The 16,143-nt window shown below is 35.9% G+C and carries 13 protein-coding genes and 1 tRNA gene; 11 read left to right on the top strand and 3 right to left on the bottom strand.

From position 1 onward, the window contains the following. Positions 1-165: 165 nt before the first annotated feature. From AC000W_RS13510 to AC000W_RS13500, 3 genes are all read right to left on the bottom strand, one after another. Positions 166-1,632, bottom strand: a complete 1,467-nt coding sequence (locus AC000W_RS13510) for a glutamate synthase subunit beta (RefSeq protein WP_474749037.1) — start codon at positions 1,630-1,632, stop codon at positions 166-168. 7 nt (positions 1,633-1,639) lie between these two features. Then, positions 1,640-6,145, bottom strand: coding sequence for a glutamate synthase large subunit (gene gltB / locus AC000W_RS13505; protein WP_474749035.1), 4,506 nt, complete (start codon positions 6,143-6,145; stop codon positions 1,640-1,642). 308 nt (positions 6,146-6,453) lie between these two features. Next, entirely contained in the window at positions 6,454-7,596 is a 1,143-nt protein-coding gene (locus tag AC000W_RS13500; RefSeq protein WP_474749034.1) for an acyl-CoA dehydrogenase family protein, read from the bottom strand. 217 nt (positions 7,597-7,813) lie between these two features. Between AC000W_RS13500 and nhaD the strand changes: the two genes are divergently transcribed. From nhaD to AC000W_RS13445, 11 genes are all read left to right on the top strand, one after another. Continuing rightward, positions 7,814-9,154 carry a sodium:proton antiporter NhaD gene (gene nhaD, locus AC000W_RS13495; protein ID WP_474749033.1) on the top strand — a complete coding sequence of 447 codons (1,341 nt, stop codon included), beginning with the start codon at positions 7,814-7,816 and terminating at the stop codon, positions 9,152-9,154. 49 nt (positions 9,155-9,203) lie between these two features. Continuing rightward, positions 9,204-9,896: a MotA/TolQ/ExbB proton channel family protein gene (locus AC000W_RS13490; RefSeq protein ID WP_474749031.1), complete on the top strand. Its 693-nt coding sequence runs from the start codon at positions 9,204-9,206 to the stop codon at positions 9,894-9,896. A gap of 9 nt (positions 9,897-9,905) precedes the next feature. Then, positions 9,906-10,292: an ExbD/TolR family protein gene (locus AC000W_RS13485; RefSeq protein WP_167966348.1), complete on the top strand. Its 387-nt coding sequence runs from the start codon at positions 9,906-9,908 to the stop codon at positions 10,290-10,292. Continuing rightward, positions 10,293-11,192 carry an energy transducer TonB gene (locus tag AC000W_RS13480; RefSeq protein ID WP_474749030.1) on the top strand — a complete coding sequence of 300 codons (900 nt, stop codon included), beginning with the start codon at positions 10,293-10,295 and terminating at the stop codon, positions 11,190-11,192. Positions 11,193-11,194: 2 nt separating this feature from the next. Continuing rightward, the gene (locus tag AC000W_RS13475; protein ID WP_474749028.1) at positions 11,195-12,406 is read left to right on the top strand and encodes a bifunctional folylpolyglutamate synthase/dihydrofolate synthase; all 1,212 of its coding nucleotides are present in this window, start codon (positions 11,195-11,197) and stop codon (positions 12,404-12,406) included. A gap of 76 nt (positions 12,407-12,482) precedes the next feature. Next, positions 12,483-12,557 (top strand) — tRNA-Val (locus tag AC000W_RS13470). 123 nt (positions 12,558-12,680) lie between these two features. Then, positions 12,681-13,241 (top strand): TetR/AcrR family transcriptional regulator, encoded by a 561-nt coding sequence (locus AC000W_RS13465; RefSeq protein ID WP_474749027.1) that lies wholly within the window; start codon positions 12,681-12,683, stop codon positions 13,239-13,241. 117 nt (positions 13,242-13,358) lie between these two features. Further along, positions 13,359-13,766 carry a nuclear transport factor 2 family protein gene (locus tag AC000W_RS13460; protein WP_474749026.1) on the top strand — a complete coding sequence of 136 codons (408 nt, stop codon included), beginning with the start codon at positions 13,359-13,361 and terminating at the stop codon, positions 13,764-13,766. A gap of 29 nt (positions 13,767-13,795) precedes the next feature. After that, positions 13,796-14,350 (top strand): carboxymuconolactone decarboxylase family protein, encoded by a 555-nt coding sequence (locus tag AC000W_RS13455; protein ID WP_474749024.1) that lies wholly within the window; start codon positions 13,796-13,798, stop codon positions 14,348-14,350. A gap of 27 nt (positions 14,351-14,377) precedes the next feature. After that, the gene (locus AC000W_RS13450) at positions 14,378-15,346 is read left to right on the top strand and encodes an alpha/beta fold hydrolase (RefSeq protein WP_474749023.1); all 969 of its coding nucleotides are present in this window, start codon (positions 14,378-14,380) and stop codon (positions 15,344-15,346) included. Between the two features lie 314 nt (positions 15,347-15,660). Further along, on the top strand, positions 15,661-16,083 hold the full coding sequence (locus AC000W_RS13445; protein WP_474749022.1) for a hypothetical protein: 423 nt from the start codon (positions 15,661-15,663) through the stop codon (positions 16,081-16,083). Positions 16,084-16,143 lie beyond the last annotated feature (60 nt).

Here is a 16,143-nt window from a genome sequence, read left to right as displayed (position 1 = left end):
AGTAGGCCGCCGCCTTTCTTGAAAAGCTCCTTACAATCGTAAGGAGCTTTTTTTTTGGACTAAATTCCTTAAATGCCTCCCCCTTATACCTAATAGAATATTGGAAAAGAAAAAACCACCTGTTTAGGTGGCTTTTTAATATAATATAATTTAAAACAGTTTATATCAAACTCTAGGCAAATCCCCTTCTCCTTTTAATGGAAGGTTTGAGCTACCCATGAGATAAGTATCAATATGGTGAGCTGCTTGCCTTCCTTCGGAAATTGCCCACACAATTAGAGATTGCCCCCTTCGTTGGTCACCAGCTGCATAAACACCAGGGATATTGGTTTTATAATCAGTGATGGAGGCTTTAACATTAGTACGTGGGTCCATTTCTATCCCTAACTGGTCAGCAATTGTGGTCTCAGATCCGGTAAAACCCATAGCCAATAGAACTAATTCGCATTTCCATTCTTTTTCTGTGCCTGCAACTTCTTTTAGTTGTGGTCTTTGACCAGGAACTTTAACCCATTCCACTTCTACTGTTTTAAGACCTTTTAGATTTCCATCCTTATCCCCAATAAATTCTTTGGTGTTAATACTAAAAAAACGTTCGGCTCCTTCTTTATGAGAAGTACTTGTCTTTAGCCTCATAGGCCAAAAAGGCCAAGGTTGATCTATTGGGCGTTCTGGAGTGCCTTTTGGCATTATCTCGAAATTGGTGACTGATGTTGCCCCATGGCGTATAGATGTCCCTATACAATCTGATCCTGTATCACCTCCGCCAATAACAATAACATCCTTTCCAGTTGCCATTATTTCTTTTTCAAAGTCCTTTTTACCTGCAACTCTTCTATTGTTTTGTGGCAAAAAGTCCATTGCTTGCTCTACACCTTTTAAATCTGAACCAGGAATGGGAAGATTCCTACGTACCGTTGCACCACCACAAAGTACTATAGCATCAAATTGACTTTGTAGTTCTTCTGCCCTAATATCTACGCCAATATGGACACCGGTTTTAAAAATTATACCCTCTTCTTCTAGGACTTTCAAACGGCGATCAATAATTAACTTTTCCATTTTAAAATCTGGAATTCCAAAACGAAGTAGTCCACCTACTTTTTCATCACGTTCAAAAACGGTTACAGTATGGCCCGCTCTATTAAGTTGCTGCGCTGCTGCTAAACCTGCTGGCCCAGAACCCACAACGGCGACTGTTTTATCAGTTCTAGTTTTTGGAGGTTCTGCAACAATCCATCCTTTTTTAAAAGCCGTTTCTACAATGTTTTTTTCGATATTCTCAATGGAAACAGGGTCTTCGTTAATTCCTAAGACGCAAGCCTCTTCACAAGGTGCGGGACATAACCTGCCAGTAAATTCAGGAAAATTATTGGTAGAATGAAGTATTTGGGTAGCTTTTTCCCATTTTCCTCGGTACACGGCATCATTAAAATCTGGGATCAAATTCCCCAAAGGACATCCACTATGGCAAAATGGAATTCCACAATCCATACAACGTGCTCCTTGGTCTTTTATCTCTTTTTCCTTTAATGGTAGTGTGAATTCTTTATAATGTTTAACACGCTCATCAACTGGAGCATATTTTTCATCCTTTCTTTCAAACTCCATAAATCCTGTTGTCTTTCCCATGCTATACTTATATAGTTTCCAATTTTTCCTGTTCCAATCGTATCAATGCCTGTCTGTATTCTTCCGGGAATACCTTAATGAATTTTGGCAAATATGTTTCCCAATTTTCAAGTATTCGTTGAGCTAAAGGACTTAATGTAGCATTGTAATGGTTTTCTATCAATTCTTTTAATTGAGTTATATCATTGTCTTCATCTACAGGTAATAGATTTAATGCCACCGTATTGCAATTTTTCTCAAAAGTCCCAGCTTCATCAAAAACATATGCAATACCCCCACTCATTCCTGCACCAAAATTCCTACCCACAGCACCTAGAATTACAGCAATACCACCTGTCATGTATTCGCAACCGTGGTCACCTATACCTTCTACTACGGCTTTAGCACCTGAGTTTCTAACACAAAAACGCTCACCTGCTTTTCCATTGATGTATACCTCTCCTGCGGTTGCACCGTAGAGCGTAACATTACCGGTAATTACATTCTCTTCTGGTTTAAGTGTAGATTTTTCTGGAACTTTAATAATAAGTTTGGCACCAGAAAGTCCTTTGCCTAAATAATCATTGGTATTTCCATTGACTATCATAGTTAAACCTTTTGTAGCAAAAGCCCCAAAACTTTGTCCTGCCGAGCCTGTAAAGTTTAATTTCAAGGTATTTTCTGGTAACCCTTCGGCACCATAAATTTTTGAAATTTCATTACTAATGATAGCGCCAACTGCTCTGTCTGTATTTACAATTGGATAGTCTAGAGTTGTTTTTTCTTTTCTAAATAAGGCAAGGTGTGCTTTATCTATAATATCAAACTCAATTGAGTTGACAATATCATGTTTCTGTTTTTGTGTATTATACATTTTGGTTCCCGCAGGCACATCAATTTGATATAAAATAGGGGATAAATCAATCCCAGCTGCTTTATAGTGTTCTAATGCTTTTTTACGGTCCAATTTCTGCACTTGCCCAACCATTTCTGTTACAGTTCTAAAACCTAATTGAGCCATGATTTCCCGAAGTTCTTGGGCGACAAAATACATGTAATTGACCACATGCTCTGGCTTTCCTTTAAACTTCTTTCTTAGTTCTGGGTTCTGCGTTGCAATACCTACTGGGCATGTATTTAAATGGCAAACACGCATCATAATACAACCAGAGGCTACTAACGGTGCTGTTGCAAAACCAAACTCTTCTGCCCCCAATAAACAGGCAATGGCAACATCCCTTCCCGTTTTTAACTGTCCATCACATTCCAGAACCACTCTGTTTCTAAGGTCATTTAACACCAGAGTTTGTTGCGCTTCTGCAATTCCTAATTCCCAAGGTAAACCAGCATGTTTTAAAGATGTTAACGGAGATGCTCCAGTACCACCATCATATCCAGATATTAAAATCACATCAGCTTTTGCTTTGGCAACACCTGCTGCTACCGTACCAACACCAACTTCTGACACTAATTTAACATTGATTCTAGCTTTTCTATTGGCTGATTTCAAATCGAAAATCAATTGAGAAAGATCTTCAATGGAATAAATGTCATGATGTGGAGGGGGAGAAATTAAACCTACATATGGGGTTGAATTTCTTGTTTTTGCAATATTTGGATTTACTTTAGGCCCAGGCAATTGCCCGCCTTCCCCTGGTTTGGCTCCTTGAGCCATTTTAATCTGTATTTCTTGGGCATTTGTTAGATAATTAGAAGTTACACCAAATCTACCCGAAGCCACTTGCTTGATGGCGCTGTTTTTCCAATCACCAGTTTGGTTTTTATAAAACCTTTCTGCGTCCTCACCACCTTCTCCAGAATTACTTTTTCCACCAATACGGTTCATGGCAATTGCTAAATTCTCATGAGCTTCTTTACTAATTGACCCATAAGACATGGCACCAGTTTTAAACCTTTTTACAATTTCTGTCCATGGCTCTACTTCATCAATTGGAATGGGATCGTAGTTGGAAAATTCAAACAACCCTCTGATGGTCATTAGATTTTTGGACTGCTCATTCACCATTTCTGCGTACTCTTTAAAGGTTTCAGGCTCATTACTACGAACCGCCTTTTGAAGTTTCGCTATAGTCAATGGATTGAACAAGTGTTTTTCACCATCTCTTCGCCATCTATATGCACCACCAATTTCCAAGTCTAAATTGGCTGCAACTTCCTGCTCTTGAAATGCTTTTCTATGACGCTTTGCTATTTCTTTTTCAATTTCATACAATCCAATACCCTGGATTCTAGTTGGTGTGTTCGGGAAATATTTATCTACTGTCTTGGTGTTAATACCAATACATTCGAATAATTGAGACCCTCGATAAGAATTTAATGTGGAGATACCAATTTTGTTCATCACCTTTAAAATGCCCTTACCTATTGCTTTATTGTAATTGTATATAGCTTCATCAAAAGTTACATCAGTAATATCATGTTCCTTTATTTGTTCGCCAATAATTTCATTAACCATATATGGGTTAATAGCACTTGCGCCAAAACCGAACAATAAGGCAAAATGATGAACTTCCCTTGGTTCTGCAGATTCTATAATGATACTTAGTTTAGAGCGTTTGCCCAAAATTTGTAATCCACTATTTACATAAGCACATGCCAACAAGGCAGGAATTGGTGCTTTGTCTTTACTTATAGATCTATCTGATAATATAATAATATTGGCGTCTTCATCAATTGCGTTTGATGCTTGATTTAGCACATGGTCTAATGCTTCTTCCAGACCATTATGCCCTTTGTCTATATCATATAAAATGGGTATTGAAACTACTTTGTAATCCGGACTTGCATCATAGTTTTTTATTTTATCCAAATCCTCTTTTGAGATTACTGGGTTTTGAATTTTTAACTTCCTACAATGTTGTTCCGTAATATTGAAAATATTTCGGTCTGTACCTAAAGTAAGACTAATGTCAGTAATTAATTCTTCTCTAATACCATCCAATGGCGGGTTGGTTACCTGAGCGAACAATTGTTTAAAATAATTATAAATCAATTGAGGACGTTCAGATAATACAGCTATTGGAGTATCGGACCCCATAGAGCCGATAGGTTCTTTGGCACTTTTTGCCATGGGAAGAATAATGGTATTGATATCTTCCAAGGTGTAACCAAAAACGGATTTTCTTTTTTCTACGGACTCCTCTCCTAAGAAAAGTGGGCAATCATTGTATGGAATATCACGCAAATGAACAAGATTGTTGTCCAACCATTTTTTGTAAGGATGGCGCTGTGCTATTTCCTCTTTTATTTCTCCATCATTAATAATGCGCCCTTCTTCCATGTTCACTAAGAACATTTTGCCAGGCTCTAATCTTCCATGAAATTCTATATTTTCTGGTTCTAAATCTACAACACCAGTTTCAGAAGACATAATTACATAACCATCTTTTGTAACTGAATACCTTGATGGGCGAAGACCATTTCTATCCAAAACGGCACCAATATAATTACCATCTGTGAAAGGAATAGAAGCTGGACCGTCCCATGGCTCCATTAAGCAAGAATTGTATTCGTAGAATGCTTTTTTTGCTTCGGACATCTCTGTATTCTTTTCCCATGCCTCTGGCACCAACATCATCATGACTTCTGGTAAAGAACGACCAGTCATTAACAATAATTCCACCACCATGTCCATAGAGGCAGAATCGGATTTTCCAGGTAGTACAACTGGAAGTATATTTTTTATCTCATCACCAAACCAATCGCTAGCCAAAAGGCCTTCTCTTGATCGCATTCTAGATACATTGCCTCTCAACGTATTAATTTCACCATTGTGGCACATATATCTAAACGGCTGTGCCAAATCCCAAGTTGGAAAAGTATTTGTTGAAAAACGCTGGTGTACAAGGGCCAATCTGGTTACAACCCTTGAATCCATTAAATCTTTGTAGTATAATTTAATATCCAAAGGCATTAAGAGGCCTTTGAAGATGATAATTTTTGTAGATAAACTTGGAAGATAAAAGAATTTGCTTTCTGATAATTTTGAAGCATTTATGGCATGTTCTGTGACCTTACGCGCCACAAAAAGTTTTCTATTAAAATCAAAAGAATCAGTTTTTTCCTCAGTAGTAATAAAAACCTGTTTAACATATGGTTCTGTTTCTGCTGCAATTCTTCCTGGAACAGATTTATTTACGGGAACATTTCTCCATCCCAATAATTTAAGCCCCTGGGTTTTTATATTCTCTTCAAAAATAGAAATACAATAATCTCTTTGGTTTTGCTTTTGCGGGAGAAAAACATTGGCAACGGCATAGGAACCTGATTTTGGCAAATCAAAACTACATTCTTCCTTAAAGAAATCATGAGGGATATCTATAAGAATACCTGCACCATCTCCAGTTTTCCCATCCGAACTTACCGCTCCTCTATGCTCTAATTTTTCCAATATTTCTAGAGCCTTGTGGATGATGTCATTAGACTTCTCCCCTTTGAGGCTACAAATGAATCCTGCACCACAGTTATCATGCTCAAATTCTGGCAAATACAACCCTTGTTTTATCAACTTCATATATTATGGTATTTCTTCAAAAATATCATTTTCCGTGAATTATTTATGCTCTATTAATTAGAATGTAACAAAAAAAGAAGCGTTTGGAATAAATCATTAAAAAATATTCATTTTCACTTTTTTAGTAATGTTAAATTAAGATTATGGTAAAATGAAGGTTATCTAAAGTATATGCCCAACAAAATATAGGGTTTAAACGCTTTTTTTGGAGTTTTTTAAACAACAATCATCTATTTTCTTAGGGAGTAACTAATTAATTAAATGTAACTAAATGTATATACCCCATATTTTTTATGGGGGTGTATAATTTATGTTTTAGTAATGCTTCTGGAAATTACTATTTTTTGTATTTCAGAAGTACCTTCATAAATCTGGGTAATTTTAGCATCTCGCATTAATCGCTCTACATGATAGTCTTTTACAAAGCCATTACCGCCATGAATTTGAACAGCTTCAACGGTAGTATCCATGGCAACTTGTGATGCGTAAAGTTTTGCCATGGCACTGGAAAGGTCATAATTATTTTTTTGGTCTTTATCCCAGGCCGCCTTGTAGACCAGATATCTTGCAGCCTCTATTTGTGTATGCATATCGGCCAATTTAAAAGCAATTGCTTGGTGGTTATATATTTCTTTGCCAAAAGTTTTTCTTTCTTTTGAATATTTCAAGGCCAATTCATAGGCACCAGCTGCAATTCCCAATGCTTGTGCTGCAATTCCAATACGACCACCAGCTAATGTTTTCATAGCGAATTTAAAACCAAAACCATCATCACCAATTCTATTTTCTTTGGGAATTTTTACATCATTAAAAATTAATGAGTGTGTATCACTTCCTCTTATGCCTAGCTTGTTCTCTTTTGGTCCAACTACGAAACCATGCATGCCTTTTTCCACAATTAGTGCATTTATGCCCCTGTGCCCTTTCTCAATATCAGTTTGTGCAATAACTAAATAAACTGATGCAGAGTTTCCATTGGTTATCCAGTTTTTTGTGCCGTTTAATATATAATGGTCACCTTTATCAATAGCGGTGGTTTTTTGCGAAGTGGCATCACTGCCAGCTTCTGGCTCAGATAAACAAAAAGCACCAATTATTTCACCTGTTGATAATTTGGTCAAATACTTTTCTTTTTGCTCCTCGGACCCAAAAGCCTCTAAACCCCAGCATACCAATGAGTTGTTCACAGATACCACAACAGAAGCTGAAGCATCTATCTTAGAAAGCTCCTCCATTACAATGGCATAAGAGATTGTATCCAATCCACTTCCTCCATATTTTGGGTCGACCATCATGCCAAGAAATCCCAATTCCCCCATTTTCTTTACCTGCTCGGAGGGAAATTTTTGAGCGTCATCGCGTTCAATTACACCTGGCAGCAATTCATTTTGGGCAAAATCCCTAGCAGCTTGCTGAATCATTAATTGCTCTTCCGAAAGTGTAAAATCCATAATTTATCAAATAAATTTTGAACACAAATATAAGTCTATAATATGTAATTGTCTTGCAGACAGAGGCGTGCATAAAGCATTTTTACTCAAAAATTGATAAGAATTAAATATCTAATGATTTTTTAATAGTTAGATTGTATTTGGAAAGGCAATTTTAATATCTTAGCTAAATTCATTATTCTTTTGATATTGAACTTAATTTAACCAACAAGGACACATGGAGGAGACCATAATTATCATCGTATTTCTGGTAGGGTATTTAGCAATCACCTTAGAGCACAACTTAAAAATTGACAAATTAATTCCTGCGTTGGCAATGATGGCCATTTTATGGGCAATAATTGCCCTTACTCATATGGATGTTTTTGAGGTGAATGCAGAGTTGAGGGAGTTGGAACCTACTCATTTGGAAGAAATATTGTTGCATCATTTGGGGAAGACCGCGGAAATACTCTTCTTTTTATTGGGAGCCATGACCATTGTGGAAATCATAGATTATTTTGATGGATTTGCTACTATAAAGAGTTTTATTAAAACAAAGAGCAAAAGAAAGTTGTTATGGTTATTTTCTATTTTGGCTTTTATCCTATCTGCAATTATAGACAATTTAACTGCAACAATTGTTCTTATAACCATTTTGCAAAAGGTAATTAAGGAAAGAGAAACAAGGTTGTGGTTTGCTGGGATGATTATCATTGCGGCCAATGCTGGTGGTGCTTGGTCTCCTATTGGTGATGTTACAACTACCATGTTATGGATTGCGAATAAAGTTTCGGCGATGCAGCTTATACAACATGTTCTTGTGCCATCTATAATTTGTATGGTAGTACCTGTTCTTATTGCTGTTAATTTTAAGGCCTTTAAAGGCAATATTGAAAGTGAATTGACTGATGATGAAGCACCAAAATCAAAATTTGGGGCAACTATGCTATATTTAGGACTTTCAGCAATTGTTTTTGTCCCTATATTTAAAACCCTTACCCATTTACCTCCATATGTGGGTATGATGTTGTCTTTGGCAATAGTGGCCACTTTTGCAGAATTATATAGTAATAGAAAATTTAGCATAACTAGTGCAACTGGTGAAGGGAATGATGCCGTTGGTCATCACAGTCCCGTACACCACTCTCTTTCTAAAATAGAGTTACCAAGTATCCTTTTCTTTTTAGGAATATTGTTAGCAGTAGCAGCATTGGAGTCCTTGGGAATGTTGTTCCATTATGCTGAAAGCTTAAATGCCGCCATTCCAAACACTGATATTGTTGTAATGCTGTTTGGTGTTGGGTCAGCTGTTATAGACAATGTGCCTTTGGTCGCTGCAAGTATGGGAATGTTCTCCGAGGGTATGGACAATCCATTGTGGCATTTTATTGCTTACTCAGCTGGTACAGGAGGAAGTATGTTAATTATAGGGTCCGCTGCAGGAGTTGTTGCCATGGGAATGGAAAAAATAGATTTTTTCTGGTACCTTAAGAAAATTGCATGGTTGGCAATGGCGGGATTCTTAGCTGGGGCCATATGTTTTATATTAATTAGGGATTTTATTTTACACGCATAATTTTATCGGTAAAATACCGTTATTAAGGCAACTTTAATAAGATAAATTTATGTTGTTGTTTCAAGACCTTGCAGATGGGGCTCAAGTAGAGGATGCGCTTTCTGAAGAAAAAACCTTATCCGTAGTAGATTTAATAGTAAATGGTGGGGCTGGAAGTATTATAATTATTTCCATACTGTTTGTATTACTGTTTGTTGCACTTTACATTTATTTTGAGCGAATCTTTGCTATAAAAGCGGCATCAAAAATCGATAAAAATTTCATGAACCAGATTAGGGATCATGTAATGAACGGAAAGTTGGACGCAGCAAAATTGTTATGTGCTCAAACTGATTCACCAGTAGCAAGATTAACTGAGAAAGGTGTTTCCAGAATAGGAAAACCATTGGATGACATAAATACAGCTATAGAAAATGCTGGTACTTTAGAAGTATATAAGCTTGAGAAAAATGTAAGCATTTTGGCTACAGTAGCCGGGGCAGCACCTATGATTGGTTTCTTGGGAACGGTGATTGGTATGATTTTGGCATTCCATGAAATGGCAAGTAGTGGCGGACAAGCGGAAATGGGTTCATTGGCATCTGGTATTTATACAGCTATGACCACAACTGTGGCAGGTTTGGTTGTTGGAATTATTGCATATATAGGATATAATCACCTAGTGAATAGAACAGATAAAGTAGTGCACAAAATGGAAGCCAATGCGGTTGATTTCTTGGATTTATTGAACGAACCTATTTAATTCTGAACTATGAAATTAAAAGGCAGAAATAAAGTTAGTCCAGATTTTAGCATGTCTTCTATGACAGACATTGTGTTTCTATTGTTGGTTTTCTTTATGTTGACCTCCAATGCACCAAATGCGTTGGATTTATTATTGCCGAAGGCAAAAGGAAAATCTACGAATACTCAAAACGTATCGGTAAGTATCAATAAGAATTTGGAGTATTTTGTAAATAATGAAAAGATTAACGGAGAATATATTGAAATTGAATTAAAAAAAGCACTGGAAGGTCAAGAGAAGCCTACCATTATTCTTAGGGCAGAAGAAAGCGTGGCCATTAAAGAGGCTGTTAACGTTATGGATATTGCCAACAGAAACAATTACAAGGTTATTTTGGCGGTGCGACCCCAATAAATGTCATTTTTAAATACGAGACACGAAAAAAAATCCTTTACGCTCACAACAATTTTGTTGAGCATGCTACTGCTTTTACTTTTTTATATTGGGCTTACTTATATGGATCCTCCAATTGAAAATGGAATTTCCGTGAACTTTGGCATAACAGATTTTGGTAGTGGTAGAGTGCAGCCAAAAGAAAGAATACAATCCCAGCCTACTAATACGCCTCCTATTGAACCTACTGTACAAGAAGAAAAAGTAGAGGAAGTACAAGAAGATATGCCTGAAGAAGTGGTTGAAAAGGAGCAACCCACCGAAAAAGTGTTGACACAAGAAAGTGAGGAATCCATTAAAATAAAACAACAGCAAGAAGCAAAACGAAAAGCTGAAGCAGCTGCTGATAAGGCCAAGGCTGAAGCAGAAAGAAAAGCTAAGGAAAAGCGTGATGCTGAAGAAAAACTTAGACAAGAGCAAGAAGCTAAAAAGAATAAATTAGATGCCCTAATGGGTGGCTTAAACAAATCTGATGGTACTGCTTCTGGTAGTGAGGGTGATGACAATAAAGCTGGAGATAAAGGTCAACCAGATGGAGACCCGTATGCAACAAGTTATTATGGAAGCCCAGGTTCAGGAAGTGGAACAGGAGGCTATGGCTTAAATGGAAGGTCATTGGTCAGCAAAGGAAAGGTTCAACAAGAATGTAATGAGGAGGGGAGAGTTGTTGTAAAAATAGTTGTGGATAAGAATGGGAAAGTGGTAAGTGCCACTCCTGGAGTTCGTGGAACAACCAATAATAGTGCTTGCTTGTTGGAACCTGCAAGAAAGACAGCTTTTCTTCATAAATGGAACTTAGATTCCAATGCTCCCAATCAACAAGTAGGTTTTGTTGTTGTCAATTTTAAATTGGGCGAGTAATAATGACCTATAAAGAAACATTGGATTGGATGTTTGCCCAACTTCCGATGTACCAAAAAAAAGGTAGCTCTGCCTTTACTGGTAAGTTAGATAATATAAAGGCTTTTACATCACACCTTAAAAACCCTGAAAGTAAATTTAAGAGCATTCATGTAGCTGGCACCAATGGAAAGGGTTCTAGTAGCCATATGTTGGCATCAATACTACAGGAAGCTGGTTACAAGGTTGGTTTGTATACTTCACCTCATTTAAAGGATTATAGAGAACGTATAAAGATTGATGGGAAACCCATCAGTAAAAAGTATGTTTCTGGTTTTATAACTAGAAACAAACCTTTTTTTGACGAATATAAGTTGTCCTTTTTTGAAATGTCAGTTGGTTTGGCCTTCGATTTTTTTGCAAAAAAGAAAGTAGATATTGCAATTGTTGAAGTTGGTTTGGGGGGACGATTGGATTCAACAAATATTATTGTCCCAGAAGTGTCTTTGATTACCAATATTGGTTTAGACCATATGGATATGTTGGGTGATACCATAGAAAAAATAACGCAGGAAAAAGCAGGGATTATTAAAGATAGCGTTCCCGTGATTATTAGCGAGTTTCAAAAAGAAAACGCAGCAGTTTTTAGGACCATCGCCAATGAAAGGAATTCAAAAATTCTGTTTGCTGAAGAAGAAATCCAAACGGAATATAAAACATCACTTTTAGGAAGCTATCAATCTAAAAATGTAAAAGGGGTTATTGCTACTTTAAAGGAATTAAAAAACTTTAAAATAACAGAGGGCCAAATAAAAAAGGGTCTAAAAAATATAGTAGCCAATACTGGCCTAATGGGAAGATGGCAGATACTTAATATAAAACCTTTGGTTGTTTGCGATACTGCCCATAATAAGGAAGGTTTATCCATTGTCATAGAACAAGTACTAAAGCAAGAATTTAATACCCTGCATGTTGTTTTGGGTTTTGTAAAGGACAAAAACCTAGAATCTGTTTTACCTCTATTCCCAAAAGACGCCAAGTATTATTTTTGTAAACCCAATATACCTAGAGGGTTAAATGTTGAAGAATTACATAAGAGTGCAATGGAATACAATTTGAAAGGAGAGAAGTTTGGGTCGGTTCAAGATGCGTATAGCACTGCCTTGGACTGTGCTTCTGATACTGATTTTGTGTATGTTGGCGGCAGTACCTTTGTAGTCGCTGAAGTAGTGTGAATTTTTCTCTTTTTTCTTTTGGAGATGTAAAAACTATCCTATATTTGCACTCGCTAATTTAAACAGCTATAAAGTAGGGCGCTTAGCTCAGCTGGTTCAGAGCACCTCGTTTACACCGAGGGGGTCGGGGGTTCGAACCCCTCAGCGCCCACTTCATTAAGGGCTTCCAAATTTTTGGAAGCCCTTTTTTATAGTCCAATATTATATTGTTAAATAAATGTTAAAAAAGAACAGACCTGTCTGTTTAAATCATTTTAACCTGTATATTTGACCAATGAAAAAACTAGGGGTACAAGAAAGGATTATTGAAACTGCATCTAGATTATTCTATTTTAATGGTTATAACCAAACAGGGATAAACCAAATTATAGAAGAGGCTGGTGTAGCAAAAGCTAGTTTATATCAGCATTTTAGGTCAAAAGAAGATATAGCTGTTGCGTATTTGATAGGACGGCATACGATGTGGATGGGTAAATTAAATGAATGTGTAAATAGGAAAAATCATAAAGGCGGTAAAATTGTTGGTTGTTTTGATTATTTAGAAGAATGGTTGTCAGAAGTTGATTATAGAGGTTGTGGATGGCAAAATATTATTACAGATTTGCCCGAAAATCATAGCAAAATTAGAGATCAAGCAGTTTTACATAAAAGTGAATTTAGGGATTGGATTCATACAGTGCTTAAAGAAGAGAAGAAGTACTCTAAAGCTGATGCAGAAAATCTTGGAGATGAAATATTAATTCTAATTGAAGGTGCAATTATATTGTCACAAATACAAAAAGACAAATGGCCTATTAAAATAGCAAGGCGTGCATGTATAAGGTTATTGAATTAGGTTATATTTTTTTGCATCGGTAAAACAGACTTGTCTGTACAAATATAAAATATCACCCAAAGATGTATATAATAATACATAAAAAATAAACAGACTTGTCTGTATTAAATTAATGAAATGATAAAAATAGTACCTCCTTTTAATAAGGAAACAGCAAAAGCAAAAGTACAGGCAGCAGAGAATGCTTGGAATAGCAAAAACCCTGAAAGAGTATCATTGGCTTATACCATTGATTCAGAATGGAGAAACAGAGATAATTTCTTTAAAGGAAGAGAAGCAATAATTGAGTTCTTAACCTACAAATGGAATAATGAATTGCATTATAAGTTGAAAAAGGATTTATGGTCATTTACAGATAATAAAATTTCTGTGCGGTTTGAGTATGAATGGCAAGACGCAAATACCAATCAATGGCATAGAACCCATGGTAACGAGCATTGGGAATTTGATGTTGAGGGACTAATGCAAAAAAGAGATATGAGTGCCAATGACATTAAAATAGAAGAATCAGAAAGAAAATTATAAACAATTATTAATATTTAAATACACAAATTATGCAAATTTTAAAACCGTTGAGCTTAGAAGAAGCAAACACAAATTCACAGGTAATTTTCAATAACGTTAAAAGTAAAATTGGAATGCTACCAAACCTGTATGCAACTATGGGAGTGTCAGATAAACTATTAGGGGGTTTTCTAACTTTTACAGAAACACTAAAAAGTGGTGAATTCACTAAAAAAGAATACGAGGCAATTGCCTTGGCAACATCACAAGCTAATGGTTGTGCCTATTGTATATCTGCCCATACTGCTTTGGGAAAAATGAACGGATTTACTGAAGAAGAAACATTGGAATTAAGAAATAATTCTAGTACTGATTTAAAGTTGAATGCATTAGTAACTCTAGCAAATGAGTTTGTAGTACTAAAAGGTCACCCAACGAATGAAGTAGTGGATAATTTCTTTGAAGTAGGTTATAACAAAACTGCTTTTGCAGAGTTAATCGCGATAGTGGCATTAACCACAATTACCAATACGGTGTACCATAATGGAGGTTTTGAAATAGATTTTCCAAAAGCACAGAGCATCAATAAACTACAAGAGGCATAAAATTTAAACAATAAAACTATAGAAATTATGATAACAATAACAAAATCGCTAATAGCAGTATTATTATTTACAGTAATCTCATTTGGGATGGAATCAAAAAGTAGTTCACTAGATAATGTGGAAATAAAACATTACCCAACGCTACACAAAACTATCGAAGTAGATGGTGTAAGTATATTTTATAGAGAAGCTGGCGACATAAGTAAGCCAACTATTTTATTATTGCATGGATACCCAACATCCTCACATATGTTTCGAAATTTAATAACAGACTTGTCTGTTCATTATCATGTATTGGCACCAGATTATCCTGGTTTTGGTAGAAGTGAGCAACCTTTGATGAAGGATTTTGAATACACTTTTGATAATATGGCAGCAATAGTCGAGGCTTTTTTAAAGAAAAAGAACGTTAAGAAGTACAGCATCTATTTAATGGATTATGGAGCACCCATTGGGTTTAGAATTGCTTCAAAATATCCAGAGAGAATAGAGTCCCTAATTATCCAAAATGGAAACGCCTATAAAGAAGGATTGCGTGATTTTTGGATTCCAATTAAAAAATATTGGAACGACTACACTGTAGAAAACGGTAAACCTTTAGAAGGATTTCATTCTCCAGACGGATTGAAATGGCAATACACACACGGAGTGCAAGATTCATTAACAGTAAGCCCAGATAACTGGAATATTGATTTGCAGCACTTGACCCGTGAAGAGAATAATGAAATTCAATTGGCCATGTTTTATGATTATAGAACTAATGTTCCTTTATATCCAGAATGGCAGCAATATTTTAGGGAGTATCAACCTCCTACACTTCTTGTATGGGGAAAGAACGATTATATTTTCCCCGCAGAAGGTGCACATCCATATAAGAGAGATTTGAAAAATTTTGAAGCTCATTTACTTGATACAGGACATTTTGCCCTAGAAGAAAAGGGCGATGAAATAGCAAACTATATTCTGAAATTCTTGAAGAAAAATAACATTAAATAGAATAGTTGAGTGTTGATTTTTAGATGGGTAAATGGGGAGGCAAAAGTTTCCCGATGCCCATCTTAAAATCCAAAAGGAACAGGTAAAAACATTGTCATAAGACAACTTTTAAATGTTCAATGAATCTCAACTTTGTATTATAATATTAAACAAATTTAACAACTAAAGAAAAGTAAAATGACAACAACAGTAATTAATGACAATAACATATTTAGAGAAAGACAACTTGTAATTGCAAATGCAAGCAAAAGAGTTAGGTGGAACATAAAGAGACGTTACACATAGTTAACAAATAATTTTTAAAACATAAAATAATGAAAACAATAAATTGGAAAAAAGCAGTCATAGCAGGAATAATAGGAACATTATTATTTGACATAGTAGGATTTATAATAACCGGTATTTGGTGGGATATTCCCTCTGTATTAGGTGAGAAAACGAGGTTAGGTTTTGCCTATGGTATTGGAGGGCATTATGGTAATGGTGTTCTTTTAGCAATACTTTATGCAGGAATAGCGCCATCACTTTGGGGTCCGAAATGGTTAAGACCACTGATATTTATTACAGCTCAAATGGTCGCATTAGTTTGGTTATTTATGCTACCACTCATAGGGGCTGGTGTAGCAGGTTTAGATGCATCACCAATGATGCCAATAATCACTTTTTTACGTCACATAGCCTATGCGGTTCCATTGATATTTTTAATTGATTATGATATAAAAAAGACACATGCTTAATTAAATTTTTAGTCAGTCGGAGAGAGGATTATTTCTTTTTGACTGATTTATTTAAAAAAA

Source organism: Saonia sp., assembly GCF_056326165.1.
This window is presented reverse-complemented; position numbering and strand designations above follow the sequence as displayed.

Coding starts and splice junctions, on each gene's coding strand:
- AC000W_RS13510 (WP_474749037.1), bottom strand. CDS start 1,632: ATGGGAAAGACAACAGGATTTATGGAGTTTGAAAGAAAGGATGAAAAA.
- gltB (WP_474749035.1), bottom strand. CDS start 6,145: ATGAAGTTGATAAAACAAGGGTTGTATTTGCCAGAATTTGAGCATGAT.
- AC000W_RS13500 (WP_474749034.1), bottom strand. CDS start 7,596: ATGGATTTTACACTTTCGGAAGAGCAATTAATGATTCAGCAAGCTGCT.
- nhaD (WP_474749033.1), top strand. CDS start 7,814: ATGGAGGAGACCATAATTATCATCGTATTTCTGGTAGGGTATTTAGCA.
- AC000W_RS13490 (WP_474749031.1), top strand. CDS start 9,204: ATGTTGTTGTTTCAAGACCTTGCAGATGGGGCTCAAGTAGAGGATGCG.
- AC000W_RS13485 (WP_167966348.1), top strand. CDS start 9,906: ATGAAATTAAAAGGCAGAAATAAAGTTAGTCCAGATTTTAGCATGTCT.
- AC000W_RS13480 (WP_474749030.1), top strand. CDS start 10,293: ATGTCATTTTTAAATACGAGACACGAAAAAAAATCCTTTACGCTCACA.
- AC000W_RS13475 (WP_474749028.1), top strand. CDS start 11,195: ATGACCTATAAAGAAACATTGGATTGGATGTTTGCCCAACTTCCGATG.
- AC000W_RS13465 (WP_474749027.1), top strand. CDS start 12,681: ATGAAAAAACTAGGGGTACAAGAAAGGATTATTGAAACTGCATCTAGA.
- AC000W_RS13460 (WP_474749026.1), top strand. CDS start 13,359: ATGATAAAAATAGTACCTCCTTTTAATAAGGAAACAGCAAAAGCAAAA.
- AC000W_RS13455 (WP_474749024.1), top strand. CDS start 13,796: ATGCAAATTTTAAAACCGTTGAGCTTAGAAGAAGCAAACACAAATTCA.
- AC000W_RS13450 (WP_474749023.1), top strand. CDS start 14,378: ATGATAACAATAACAAAATCGCTAATAGCAGTATTATTATTTACAGTA.
- AC000W_RS13445 (WP_474749022.1), top strand. CDS start 15,661: ATGAAAACAATAAATTGGAAAAAAGCAGTCATAGCAGGAATAATAGGA.